Source organism: Azoarcus sp. L1K30 (assembly GCF_018122735.1).
Lineage (GTDB): Bacteria > Pseudomonadota > Gammaproteobacteria > Burkholderiales > Rhodocyclaceae > Parazoarcus.
This window is the reverse complement of record NZ_JAGRRD010000001.1, coordinates 1,485,350-1,498,073: the sequence shown is the minus strand read 5'-3', so window position 1 is coordinate 1,498,073 and position 12,724 is coordinate 1,485,350. Positions and strand designations below refer to the sequence as shown.

General features: G+C 64.2%; 12 protein-coding genes. 7 read left to right on the top strand and 5 right to left on the bottom strand.

What is annotated here, in order from left to right; translation table 11 throughout:
• Positions 1–8: 8 nt before the first annotated feature.
• The 3 genes from gspE to J5J83_RS06750 all read right to left on the bottom strand — a co-directional run bounded on the left by gspE (position 9) and on the right by J5J83_RS06750 (position 4,067).
• The gene (gene gspE, locus J5J83_RS06760) at positions 9–1,475 is read right to left on the bottom strand and encodes a type II secretion system ATPase GspE (RefSeq protein ID WP_212346928.1); all 1,467 of its coding nucleotides are present in this window, start codon (positions 1,473–1,475) and stop codon (positions 9–11) included.
• The gene (gene gspD, locus J5J83_RS06755; protein ID WP_249115917.1) at positions 1,472–3,502 is read right to left on the bottom strand and encodes a type II secretion system secretin GspD; all 2,031 of its coding nucleotides are present in this window, start codon (positions 3,500–3,502) and stop codon (positions 1,472–1,474) included. Before gspD ends, gspE begins: the two co-directional genes overlap by 4 nt.
• An 82-nt stretch (positions 3,503–3,584) precedes the next feature.
• A complete protein-coding gene (locus J5J83_RS06750; protein WP_212346923.1) occupies positions 3,585–4,067 on the bottom strand; it encodes a type II secretion system protein N in 483 nt (160 codons plus the stop codon).
• A 235-nt stretch (positions 4,068–4,302) separates the two neighbouring features.
• On the opposite strand from J5J83_RS06750, the gene J5J83_RS06745 reads away from it, so the two are divergent.
• From J5J83_RS06745 to moaE, 5 genes are all read left to right on the top strand, one after another.
• Complete coding sequence (locus J5J83_RS06745) at positions 4,303–6,261, top strand: ATP-dependent DNA helicase (protein ID WP_212346921.1); 1,959 nt, start codon at positions 4,303–4,305, stop codon at positions 6,259–6,261.
• 101 nt (positions 6,262–6,362) lie between these two features.
• Complete coding sequence (gene mobB / locus J5J83_RS06740) at positions 6,363–6,857, top strand: molybdopterin-guanine dinucleotide biosynthesis protein B (protein WP_212346919.1); 495 nt, start codon at positions 6,363–6,365, stop codon at positions 6,855–6,857.
• Positions 6,854–8,059, top strand: a complete 1,206-nt coding sequence (gene glp / locus J5J83_RS06735; RefSeq protein ID WP_212346917.1) for a gephyrin-like molybdotransferase Glp — start codon at positions 6,854–6,856, stop codon at positions 8,057–8,059. Before mobB ends, glp begins: the two co-directional genes overlap by 4 nt.
• 5 nt (positions 8,060–8,064) lie before the next feature.
• Entirely contained in the window at positions 8,065–8,319 is a 255-nt protein-coding gene (gene moaD, locus J5J83_RS06730) for a molybdopterin converting factor subunit 1 (RefSeq protein WP_212346914.1), read from the top strand.
• 3 nt (positions 8,320–8,322) lie between these two features.
• Complete coding sequence (gene moaE, locus J5J83_RS06725; RefSeq protein ID WP_212346912.1) at positions 8,323–8,802, top strand: molybdopterin synthase catalytic subunit MoaE; 480 nt, start codon at positions 8,323–8,325, stop codon at positions 8,800–8,802.
• A 78-nt stretch (positions 8,803–8,880) separates the two neighbouring features.
• Here moaE and J5J83_RS06720 read toward each other — a convergent pair whose 3' ends face one another.
• Both J5J83_RS06720 and J5J83_RS06715 read right to left on the bottom strand, forming a co-directional pair.
• On the bottom strand, positions 8,881–9,393 hold the full coding sequence (locus tag J5J83_RS06720; RefSeq protein ID WP_212346910.1) for a phasin family protein: 513 nt from the start codon (positions 9,391–9,393) through the stop codon (positions 8,881–8,883).
• Positions 9,394–9,705: 312 nt separating this feature from the next.
• Complete coding sequence (locus J5J83_RS06715; protein WP_212346908.1) at positions 9,706–11,199, bottom strand: transglycosylase SLT domain-containing protein; 1,494 nt, start codon at positions 11,197–11,199, stop codon at positions 9,706–9,708.
• A gap of 145 nt (positions 11,200–11,344) precedes the next feature.
• On the opposite strand from J5J83_RS06715, the gene J5J83_RS06710 reads away from it, so the two are divergent.
• Entirely contained in the window at positions 11,345–12,322 is a 978-nt protein-coding gene (locus tag J5J83_RS06710) for a diguanylate cyclase (protein ID WP_212346906.1), read from the top strand.
• Entirely contained in the window at positions 12,319–12,708 is a 390-nt protein-coding gene (locus J5J83_RS06705) for a response regulator (RefSeq protein ID WP_212346904.1), read from the top strand. The genes J5J83_RS06710 and J5J83_RS06705 overlap by 4 nt, the downstream gene beginning before the upstream one ends.
• The last annotated feature ends 16 nt before the right edge of the window (positions 12,709–12,724 follow it).

The following is a 12,724-nucleotide window of genomic DNA, read 5'->3' as shown; positions in this document are numbered from 1 at the left end:
CAGGTTGCTCAGTCGCGTGTGGCACGCAGCAGTTCCTCGGCGGAGGTAGCGCCTTGCGCCAGCAGGCGCAGTCCGTCGTCGCGCAGGCCGCGGGCGCCACCTGCGCGTGCATGTTCGCGTAGCGCCGCTTCGCCGGCATCATCATGCACCAGACGCGCTGCGCCGGCATCGATTGCAAGCAGTTCATAGATGCCACTGCGTCCGGTATAGCCGGTATGGCTGCAGGCGTCACAACCCGCGGCCCGCCACAGCGTGCGCGGACAGTCGGGCCCGAGCAGGCCGAGTTCCGTCTCACCCGCTTGATAGCTGCTGCTGCACGACGGGCACAGGCGGCGTACCAGGCGTTGTGCCACCACGCCACGAACCGTCGACGCGAGCAGGAAGGGTTCGATGCCCATGTCGACCAGCCGGGTGATGGCCGAGGCGGCGTCGTTCGTGTGCAGGGTGGCGAGTACGAGATGGCCGGTCAGACTGGCTTGCACCGCGATGCGGGCGGTTTCGAGGTCGCGGATTTCACCGATCAGGATGACATCGGGGTCCTGCCGCAGGATGGCGCGCAGGGCGCGGGCGAAGTCGAGATCGATACGCGGATTGACCTGGATCTGGGCCACGCCGGGCAGGTCGTACTCGACCGGATCCTCAACCGTGACGATGTTCTGCCTGCCGCTGTCCATGGTCTGCAGTGCGGCATAGAGTGTGGTGCTTTTGCCCGAACCGGTCGGGCCCGTGACCAGCAGGATGCCGTGCGGCTGCGCAAGCAGTCGCAGGAAACCGTCGCGGGTGTCGTCTGCCATGCCCAGGCTTTCGAGCCCGATTCGCGCGCCACCCTTGTCGAGCAGGCGCAGGACAAGGCGCTCGCCATGCGTCGTCGGCAGCGTAGAAACACGCACGTCGACCGGGCGCCCGGCCAGTCTCAGGGTGATGCGTCCGTCCTGCGGCAAGCGCTTCTCGGCAATATCCAGATTCGCCATGATCTTGATCCGCGACGCCATGGCGGCATGCAGACCACGATGAGGTCGGGCGATGTCGCGCAGCATGCCGTCGCGGCGCAGGCGCACCACCGACCCGCTTTCGTAGGGCTCGATATGCACGTCGGAAGCGCCTTCGCGCACCGCTTGGGTCAGCAGCGCGTTGATCATGCGGATGATGGGCGCGTCGTCCTGCGATTCGAGCAGGTCCTCGACCGCCGGCAGATCGGTCATCAACTGCTGCAGATCGACATCTTGACCGACGTCGGCCACGATGTCGGCCGCACTGCCGTCGGCAGCACTGTAGCGCTCGGCAAGCTGTGCCTCGAATGCGGCCGGTGACGCCTGCGTGAGCGTGAGGGGCAGGCCGACATGGCGCCGGACTTCGGCAATCGCGGCGAGGCTGGCACCTTCGCGCAGCAGCACGTCGGCGTGCTCGCTCCCGATCGCGGTGACGAGCACGCCGTGCCGGCGGGCAAAGGCATAAGGCAGCGTCTGGGTGCTCATTGGTGGATGGGCCGGATCGTTGCGTCCTCGACCGGCGCCGGTGGCGCGTAGGGTACCGTGGGCGCTGCGCTGCCGAAGGCCGGCAATTCCGCCGGGCCGGACTCACCGCGAAGCAGATCGCGAGGGCGTGCCGATGCGCGCTGTTCGCCGATCACATAGTCATAGCGCGAGCGCGTGATACCAGCGTAGTCCTCGCGCTCGCGCAGGATCACCGGTCGCAGGAACACGACCAGATTGGTCTTGCTGCGCTTGCGATTGTCGTAGCGGAATAGCGCCCCGGCTACCGGCAGGTCGCCGAGCATGGGGACCTTCTCCTCGCCGCCGCTGTAGCTGTCTTCGACCAGGCCGCCGAGGGCGATGATGGCACCGTCGTCGACCATCACCATCGATTCGATCGAACGCTTCGTGGTGGTGGGGCCGTTGCCGGTATCGGTGCTGCCGACCACGGCAGAGGCCTCCTGATAGATCGCCAGACGAATCGCGCCGCCTTCGGAGATCTGCGGACGAACCTTGAGCGTCAGGCCGACGTCCTTGCGCTCGATGGTCTGGAAGGGATTGCTGACGGTGCTGCCCGAACCGGTATTGGTGTACTGACCGGTCACGAAGGGCACGTTGCGGCCAACGACGATCTTGGCCTCCTCGTTGTCCAGGGTGACGATGTTTGGCGTCGACAGGATGTTGGCGCTGACCTCGTTTTCAAGGAAACGCGCAAGCAGGCCCAGGCTGAGTACATCGCCAACCCCGGGGATATTGACCTTGCCGCCTCCGACCGCAAGTGTCAGTCCGTTACCAGGCACGGTCACCGTGCCCGAGGCCGCGCCGGTGGCCAGTTGCAGAAGGTTATTGCTGCCGCTGGCGAACGCGCTCGTGCCGATGACGCTGGTACTGCCATTGCTGCCTGCCGCCGCCCACTGGATGCCGAACTCGGCTGCGCGCTCGGTCGAGATTTCCGCGATCAGGGCTTCGATATAGACTTGGGCCCGGCGGCGATCGAGTTGGTCGATGACCACGCGCAGGTTGCGATAGATGGCTTCAGGCGCATTGATGATGAGGGCGTTGTTCATCGGGTCGGCCTGGATCGTGCCGCTGCGACCGGCTGCGTTCGCGCCGCTGCCTGCCGGGGAGTTGGCTACGCCCGTGGCGGTCGTCGTCGTGCCGCCAACGCCACTGCCGTCGGTCAAGCCGCTCAATCCGCTGGCGGACTGGCTCGAAGCGGGCGTGGTGCTGCCCGTGCTGGTGCCCAGCGTGGCGTTGAGGGTTTCCGCGACCTGACGCGCATCGGCGTTCTTCAGGTACACCACATGAATGTTGCCGCCAGCGCCCGGCCGGTCGAGATTGGCGACGAGCTGGCGTACGGCGATGATCCTGCTGGGTGTGTCCGCGCGCACCAGCAGGCTGTTGCTGTGCGGTTCGGCCAGAATCTGCACCCCGCCGCTTGAGTTGCTCCCCGCACGTTCTGCGAGCAGGCGTGACAGCAAGGGGGCAAGGTCGCCGGCGGCGGCGTGATTCAAGGCGATGACGCTGAGATCGCCCTGGGCAACGTCAAGGGATTCTATGACGGAGGCGATGCGCGCAATGTTGCTTGCGTAGTCGGTTACCACCAGCACATTGTTCGAAGGAAAGGCCGTGACCGAGTTATTGGGAGCGACCAGGGGGCGCACGACGGGCACCATCTGCGTGGCCGATTCGTGGTGCAAGGCGAAAACCTGGGTCACCAGCCGGTCGCCGCCGCCGGCGGCGACCGCATTGCTGTTTACCGGTACAGCATGCAACTTGGCGTCTGCTTCGGGCAGGATCTTGGTGATGCCCTTGTCTTCCACCGCGGTATAACCTTGGAGGCGAAGCGCGGAGAGCAGGATCTGGTAGGCGAGATCGGGGGCGACCGGGGTGTTGGTGACGATGTTGAGTTTGCCCTTGACCCGCGGGTCGACGAGAAAATTGTTGCCCGACAGCTTGCCAATTGCCTGGATCACGGTGTCGATGTCGGCATTCTGGAAGTTGAGGGACACCGGGTCGCTGGCTGCCATCAGCGGGAGCGGGAGGAGCGCGGCAAGGCAGGCGAGGCGACGCAGGCGAGGAGCAAGCAGCATGGTGTGTGTCGGTATCCGATCAGTCGGCAGTAGTGGATGCTGCGCGGGAGGCCGCGTCAGATGAGGAGGCGATCATGCGCAGCTCGATGCTGCGCCCCATGCCGGCGAGTTCGACGCGGTCGGGCAGGATTCGGGTCAGGCGCATGCCGTCGGGGAGGGTCTCATTCATGACCACTGCGCGGGCGCGCTCTCCGTCCTTCTGCAGCAACGCGAACCCGGGCAGCGAGCCGAACCCTGTTGCGAGACCGACCAGTCGATAGCCGGCGCTGTCTACGGCAACGTCGGCTGGCGTGGCATGGCGCTCATCGCCAAGCATGCGCAGGATGTCGCGGGCGGCGAGACCAGGATCGGTCTGATGGCGAGGAAGCGACGCCACACTGGCCGGCGTGGCGACTTGCCAGAAGATCGATGCAAGGGTCCAGGCGGCGAAGCCGATCGCGACGGACCAGGCGAGCAGGGTAAGCCCGGCGTTGAGGCGGCGAACCGGGATCGAAATCATCATAGTGCTGCACGACCAGAGGGCTGCTGACGGGGCCGGCCGGGCGAAATGCCGGGGCGGGCGACGAAAGATTTCAATTGTTGCCAATTCATGTTGCAGCACGATGAATACGGCCCAGGGCGTGTGACATGGCGCGTGGCAGAGACAGGCATTGGCCGCGTTCCCAGACGCCCGCTCGGCGCGATTCCGCTGCCGGGCAGGCGTATTGGCTTAGAATGCCGCTTTGCCCGATTTTTTCATGACCGATTTCGCCCACCTCTTTTCCGCCGAAGGGCCGCTGGTGCAGGCGATTCCGGGCTACGTGCCGCGCCCGCAGCAGGTCGAAATGGCGCAGCAGATCGGGCAGGCCATTCGCGGCAACCGGATCCTGGTGGCCGAGGCCGGCACCGGAACCGGCAAGACTTTCGCGTATCTAGTGCCGGCGTTGATGTCCGGGGGCAAGGTCATCGTTTCAACCGGTACCAAGACCCTGCAGGATCAGCTCTTCAACCGCGACCTGCCGACGGTGAGGGCGGCGCTGAAGGTGCCGGTGTCGATCGCTTTGCTCAAGGGGCGGGCGAATTACGTCTGCCACTACCACCTCGAGCGCAACGAACGGGATGGGCGTTTTCATACCCCGCAGGATGCGGCGGACCTGCGGGCGATCTCGCGCTTTGCGCGGCTGACGCAAAGCGGCGACAAAGCGGAGTGCACCGACGTGCGCGAGGATTCCGCCGCCTGGATCGCGGCGACCTCGACCCGCGACAATTGTCTCGGGCAGGACTGTCCGCAGGTCAAGGAGTGCTTCGTCATGCAGGCGCGGCGCACCGCGATGGAGGCGGACGTGGTGGTGGTGAACCACCATCTCTTCTTCGCCGACGTGATGTTGCGCGATGAGGGCATGGGCGAACTGCTGCCGGCCTGCAATACGGTCATCTTCGACGAGGCCCATCAGCTGCCCGAGACCGCCAGCCTGTTCTTCGGCGAGACAGTGTCTACTGCGCAGGTGCTCGAGCTGGCGCGCGATACGCGGTCGGAAACGGTTTCCGGCGCGCGTGACTGCATCGCGCTGATTGATGAAACACGTGCGCTGGAGAAGGCCGCGCGCGACTTGCGGCTGGTGTTCGGCACTGAGAGCGCGCGCCTGTCGGCGGCGCAGGCAGCCGAACAACAGGGTTTTGCGGAGCAGGCGGATGCGCTGGCCGCGGCGCTGGGCAAGATGGAGGCAGTGCTCGAGACCCAGGCCGAACGCAGCGAGGGGCTTGCGAACTGTCTGCGTCGTGCGCAGGAGATGGGCGAGCGCCTGACGCGCTGGCGCAGTCCGGACGAAAAGGATCTGATCCGCTGGGTCGAGGTCTTTGCGCAGTCACTGGCCCTCAACGCGACCCCCTTGCATGTGTCGGACGTCTTCAAGCGTCAGCTAGAGGCGCAACCACGGGCCTGGGTATTTACCTCGGCCACGCTGGCGGTGGGCAAGGACTTCGGTCATTACAATCGCGAACTCGGGTTGGCGTGGATGGAGCCTGCGCCAATGACGGCGGTGTGGGGCAGTCCCTTCGACTATGACGCGCAGGCATTGCTGTATGCGCCCCAAGGCATGCCCGACCCCAATGCGCCCGATTATGTCGAGGCCGTCGCGCGCACTGCGTTGCCCTTGATCAGGGCGGCGCGGGGACGCGCCTTCGTGCTGTGTACCTCGCTGCGGGCGATGCGGCGTGTTCACGAGCTGATCGCGGACGGCCTGCAACGGGCCAATGATCCCTTGCCGCTGCTGCTGCAGGGCGAGGGGTCGCGAAGCGAGCTGCTCGACCGATTCCGCAAACTCGGCAATGCCATCCTGGTCGCCAGCCAGAGCTTCTGGGAGGGGGTGGATGTGCCTGGCGATGCGCTGTCGCTGGTCGTGATCGACAAGCTGCCGTTTGCGCCGCCCGACGATCCGGTGCTCGCCGCACGGGTCGAACACATGCAGCGCCAGGGCCTGAGCCCCTTCATTCACCATCAGCTGCCGCGCGCCGTGATCAGCATGAAGCAGGGTGCGGGACGTCTGATCCGGACCGAGCGTGACCGCGGTGTGCTGTGCATCTGCGATCCACGGATGATCGAAAAGTCCTACGGTAAGGTGGTGTGGCGCAGCCTGCCACCGATGCGCCGCACCCGGGTCGAGGCCGAGGCGGTGGCCTTCCTCGACACCCTGCCGCCGCCCCGCGGCAACGCATGATCCGCGTCTTCAACGGCAGGCTGTCGGCGATCAAGTCCGGTATGGTCCGCCTTGTTGTATGCTCTTTGTCCCCAACTGTGGCGTCGCGCTGACGCAGAGCGATGAAAGTATTCGGTATCGCCGGCTGGTCCGGCTCGGGAAAGACCACACTGGTCGAAAAATTGATCCCCGAACTCACCGGACGTGGATTGCGCGTATCGGTCATCAAACATGCCCACCATGGTTTCGATCTCGATCGTCCGGGAAAGGACTCCTTTCGTCACCGTGAAGCGGGAGCCACTCAGGTGCTGATGTTGTCGAACGAGCGCTGGGTGTTGATGCACGAGTTGCGCGGACGCGCCGAACCCACGCTCGAAGAGCAGTTGCGTATTCTGGCGCCTTGCGACGTCGTGCTGATCGAAGGCTACAAGGCGGCTGCGGTGCCCAAGATCGAGATCCACCGCCCTGCAATTGGCAAACCACCGCTGTGGCCGGAGAATCCGCATGTGGTCGCGGTCGCGAGCGACGTGGATATTGATTGCCCGGTACCGCTGCTGGCGCTCAACGATCCGGCAGCAGTGGTTCAATTCATACTCGACTATCCGGAAGCCCGATGAACACGAACATGCTTACCTTTGACGAAGCGCTCAGCCGCATGCTGAGCTTTGCACGCCCGCTACGTGAGATCGACGAAATCGACACCATGATGGCGGCCGGGCGGGTGCTCGCCGTGGCCCAGCATTCGCCGATCGATCAACCGCCGATGGACAACTCGGCCATGGACGGCTATGCCGTCAGGACGGTGGACGTGCCGGTGCCCGGCACGCGTCTGCCGGTGAGCCAGCGCGTGCCTGCCGGCTCGGTCGGTCACGCGCTCACGCACGGCACCGCAGCCCGCATCTTCACCGGGGCACCGTTGCCGACAGGGGCGGATGCAGTGGTCATGCAGGAGCTTTGTGAACATGATGGCGACGCGGTGATCATCAATCATGTGCCGCGCGAAGGCGAAGCGGTGCGTCGCGCAGGTGAGGACATCGCTTCTGGCACCGACGTGCTTGCCGCCGGCACGCGTTTGCGCCCGCAGGAGCTGGCCCTTGCCGCATCGGTCGGTCTGGCCCGTCTGCCGGTGGTGCGGCGGATGAAGGTGGCGGTGTTTTCGACCGGCAGTGAGTTGGTGATGCCGGGCCAGCCCTTGCCGCCGGGTGGCATCTACAACTCCAATCGCTTCATGTTGCGCGCGCTGCTCGGCCAGCTGGGCTGCGAAGTCACCGACCTGGGGATCGTGCCGGATAATCTCGAGGCGACGCGACGCGTGCTGCGCGAGGCGGCGCAGGGTAACGATCTGATCCTGACCAGCGGCGGGGTGTCGGTGGGTGAGGAAGATCATGTCAAGCCGGCGGTCGAGGCCGAAGGCAGCCTGGACATGTGGAAGATAGCGATGAAGCCGGGCAAGCCGCTTGCCTATGGCCGGGTACACGGCGCGGCCTTTATTGGCCTGCCGGGCAATCCGGTATCGAGTTTCGTCACCTTCCTGCTGATGGTGCGCCCTTTCATTCTCGCCACCCAGGGAGTACATCAAGCGCAGCCGCAAGCCGTCACCCTGACAGCCGCTTTCGACTGGACACGTCCGGACCGCAGGCGCGAATTCCTGCGCGCACGCATGACCACGGAGGGAACGGTCGAGTTGTTTGCCAATCAGGGGGCCGCAGCCCTCAATTCGACGGTGTGGGCCAACGGTCTGGTCGATATTCCCGCGGACACGAAGGTTGCGCGCGGTGAGCGGGTGCGTTTCCTGCCCTACGGCGATTTGCTATGGTGAAGGCGATGAAAGTGAAGATCCTGTATTTTGCCAGCCTGCGCGAAGCACTCGGTTGCAGCCGTGAAGAGCTCGAGCTGTCGGCCGAGGTGACCACGCTGGGCGCCCTGCGCGCCTTTCTGGCTTCGCGTGGCGAGTCGTGGCAGGCGCTTGGTGCGGGGCGCAACGTTCGTGCCGCGCTCAATCAGCGCATGGCCGACCCGGAGGCGGTATTGGCGGCTGGAGACGAGGTCGCGTTCTTTCCGCCCGTGACCGGAGGTTGAATCATGAGCGTGAGCGTGCAAGAAGCGGATTTCGATACCGGCGCCGAGATTGCTGCCTTGTCGGCGGGGCGCCCGACCGTCGGCGCAGTGGCGAGCTTCGTGGGGCTCGTGCGCGATGTGAACGATGGGCTCAGCGTATCGGCGATGGCGCTGGAACATTACCCGGGCATGACCGAACAGGCGCTCGAAGAGATCGAGGACGAAGCGCGGGGACGCTGGATGCTCGATGCGGTGCGCATCATCCATCGCTTCGGCACATTGGCGCCGGGCGATCAGATCGTGTTCGTCGGCGTTGCCGGCGCACACCGCGGCGAGGCGTTTGCGGCGTGCGAGTTCATCATGGATTACCTCAAGACACGCGCACCTTTCTGGAAGCGGGAGGAGACGCCGCAAGGTGCCCGCTGGGTCGACGCGCGCGATGCCGATGATACTGCGGCAGCGCGATGGGCCGAAGACTGGGACGACATCGATCAAAGACGGTGAAGGCCGGTTTCGTGTCCGCGCGGATATGAGAAAGGGCGCCCTGAGGCGCCCTCTGGGTGATGCTCCCGCTAACAGGGATTACTTGCGGCCCTTGCCGGAGCTGTTCTGCGAGAACGCCTGGAAGGCCTCGCTCGAGGCGCGCGTCATCTGCTCGAATGCGGCGCGCGCGGTATCCATGGCCGTCTGCATTGCGCCCATTGCATTCTGGTCGGTAATCGGAATGCCCTGGAACATCTTCTGCATGGCTTCGAACACGTCATGACTGCCTGTGCTCAGTTGTTCGCCGACCAGCTTGCCGACTTCGGCTTGGGTCTTGGTCGTAATGTTGGCGATCTCGCGCGCGCAGGAGAGCATCTTCTCGGTTGTGGTCTGTGCATATTGGGTGCGCAACTCCACAGCTTCCTTCGGATCCTTGACGGCGGTGAGCGCCTTCGCATTCTGCACGCCTTCCTCGAACAGGGATTTTGCCGTTGCGACCTGAATCTCCATCACGCGCTGGGAGTTCTCGATTGAGAGCTGAGCCAGCCGCATGGCCGCTTCCAGGTTTTTTTTCTGGAGCTCGTTGAACTGATCCTGCTTATTCGTCGCCATGGATTTCCTCCTCGTTTGTGAATCGAATTCACTACACCTCATCGCCGCCTCTCCGGGCGTGATTTCATATCAACGATAGCACAGCAGATCGCCTTTCAATAGCGCGATTTCAGTTGATCTTCATTCCTTGATGCATGTCAAAAAATGCCATTGACATCAATATGCCGCACTTTCAGCTGCCCCGGGTCCCGCGTCGTTGCCGACGCGGGTTGCGATCCTCCGACGCCGTGCGAACAGGGGTGAAATCGCATATTGAATGCGCCTCGATCCGGCTCGCGTGCGACCGTGCCGTTGACGGAAAGGCTGACAGGGTCAGCGCTTCTTCGGGGATTCCGTCGGCTTTGGCTTGCCATTGCTGCTGGCCGGCGATTTCGCCTTGGATGGCGTTGTTGTCACCGGTTTCGCAATGGAAGGTTTCGGCGGGTTAGCGCTTGCCGAGCCCGACTTCGTCTGCCGGGTGACGGCGGCGCTGGTGCCGGACTTGGTTGATTTCTTCCTGGCCGGACCCGAACCGGACTTGTCTTTGGACTTCGACGCCCTTGCGGCGGCGGTCTTCCGTGTCGAGCTCCTGTCCGGGGTCGAGGCAATGTTGCCGGTGCTCAACTTGATGGTCGGTGCGGACGCGAGGCGGGCATTGGCCGGCAGCAATCGGCTGGCGGCGAGGGCACCACTGGGGTCGATACCGTCCGGAACGAGCAGTGTATAGCCGGGATTGATTCGACTGCCCGATGATAAACCATTGAGTTGCAACAACTGGGCGAGGGTCAGACCGTGGCGATCGGCCACCGCCCCCGGCTTTTCCCCCGGCGCAAGTTCGTGGGTGCGCCAGCCCTTGCCCGAGAGTTCGAACTCGCTAAGCCGGCTGGCAAATCGCGCGGCACGGTCTGCCGGCACCACCAGTGTTTGCCCGGGCGTGGTGATGGCAGGACGGTTGAAGCCCGGGTTCAGCGCAAGGAACTCTTCCAGAGACATATCCGCCAGACTGGCGGCGGTGCCGAGGTCGATTCCTTGTGGTGCGTTCAGGGTGACAAAGTGCTGTTCGTTAGCGACATAGGGCAATTCGATGTGGAACAGTTCGGGCTCAGCGACGATGTTCTTGATCGCCTGGAGCTTGGGGACATAATTTCGCGTCTCGTTCGGCATCCTGAGCTCGCTGTATTCCACCGGCAGGCCTGCATCCCGGTTGCGTTGCATGGCCCTTCCCACGGCGCCTTCACCCCAATTGTAGGAAGCCAGTGCGAGATGCCAGTCACCATGCATCTCGTAGATGGACTGCAGGTAGTCGAGCGCCGCATTGGTCGAGGCAACGACGTCGCGACGCTCATCCACCCAGTTATCCTGGGTCAGGTTGAAGTTTCGCCCGGTCGAGGGAATGAACTGCCACAGGCCCGACGCGTGCGAACGCGAGTAGGCGAGCGGGTTGTAGCTGCTTTCCACCATCGGCAGCAGGGCCAGTTCGGTCGGCATGCCGCGGCGTTCGAGTTCATCGACGATGTAGTAGAGATACCGGCCGCCGCGGGCGAAAACCTGCTTCAGAAAGCCCGGACGGTTGAGATAGAAGATCTGTTGCTCGGAAACAAGCGGGCTGTCGAGGTCGGGCATGCCGAAGCCGCGTCTGATGCGATCCCAGATGTCGTTGGCATTGCGGGTGAGATCGAGCGTGAGTACCCGCGGCGGGGCCACCTCTGCCGCCTCCACAGCAACGCTTGCCGGGCGCGGTTCTTCCTCTGCACCCATCGCAGGCCTTGAAAGCGCGACAGGGAGCAGCAATAACACACCCAGGAACAGCGAGACGAGCTTCGCCATCGGAACCGGCCGACGAAAAGCACTGGAGTCTATCGACCCGCTGGAGGGGCGTCAAACTGTCGTCCCGACACCGAAAGACGCCACGCGGGCACTATTCCCTTGGTAGGATTGAGGAATTGAGAATCCACGTGCCCGATGGGACGACATGAAAGTTCTGGTTATCGAAGACACCGTGACGAGTGCGACGCTGGTGTGCCACCAACTCACGAAGATGGGCCTGTCTGCGTCGCACGCCCGGGACGGAGCCAGCGGCATCGAGATGTTCAGGCGCGAGCGACCGGATCTGGTATTGCTCGACATCATCATGCCCGGCATGGATGGTTTCGAGGTGGCGCACCGGATTCGGCAGCTTGAAGAGGCGGGCGACTGGACGCCGATCATCTTTCTGACTGCGCGTGCCAGCGACGCCGACCTGCAACGCGCGATCGAGGTCGGTGGTGACGACTATCTGGTCAAGCCGGTATCCGAGGTGGTGCTCAAGGCCAAGGTGAGCGCGATGCAACGTATCGCGCAGATGCGTTCGGCGCTGCTGGTGCTCACGCGCAAGCTCGACGACGCCAACCGGGAGCTCACGCGGCTGTCGTCGGTCGACGGTTTGACCGGCATCGCCAACCGGCGGCGATTCGACGAGACGCTGCTGCGCGAATGGCGGCGGACCTCGCGTGCTGGCCAGGCCCTTTCGCTGCTGATTGTCGATGTGGATTGCTTCAAGCCCTTCAATGACAATTACGGCCATCAGGTGGGTGACGAGTGCCTGAAAGCGGTGGCGCGCACGCTCGAGCAGCGCCTGCGCCGACCGACTGACCTCGTGGCGCGCTATGGCGGTGAGGAATTTGCGGCTATCCTGCCCGAGACGGCGATCGACGGGGCGATCGGGGTGGCCGAACTGATGCGCGAGGGCGTCGAGTCGCTGGGCATCACGCATCGCTTCTCGCTTGCCGCCAGCGTGGTGACGATCAGCATCGGCGTGGCCAGCACAGTCCCGGGCAGAGGCGACGAGACGGGCATCTCGCGCTTGATCAAGGCCGCGGACGATGCGCTGTACCGCGCGAAGGACCTGGGGCGCAACCGGGTGGTGTCCGCGGCGGATGCGATTGAACTGGAAGCAGGACTGAGCGCGTGACGAAGAGCCGAAAGAAGAAGATCGTCGTTGTTGACGACAACGAGATCATCCGGATCTCGTTGCGTGCCATCTTGCGCCAGGCCGGCTTCGAGGTCGTCGGGGAGGCGCGCGATGGCGAAGGTGTGGCCGAGATGGTGGAAAAACTGGCCCCCGACCTGGTCTGCCTGGATGTCATGATGCCGGGACGCAGCGGTCTGGAGGTACTGGCGGAGCTGCGCGACCGCTTCCCGACCCTGAAGGTCTTGATGATAACGGCGATGAGCGACCGAAATACGGTGGTCGAAGTCGTGGGTCACGGTGCTGCGGGCATGGTCCTCAAGCCCTTCAACGCCGCGCGCGTGATCGAAACCGTATCCCGCGCGCTCGGGCTAAGGATGCCTGCCTAGGTCGCCCGCGGCGGCA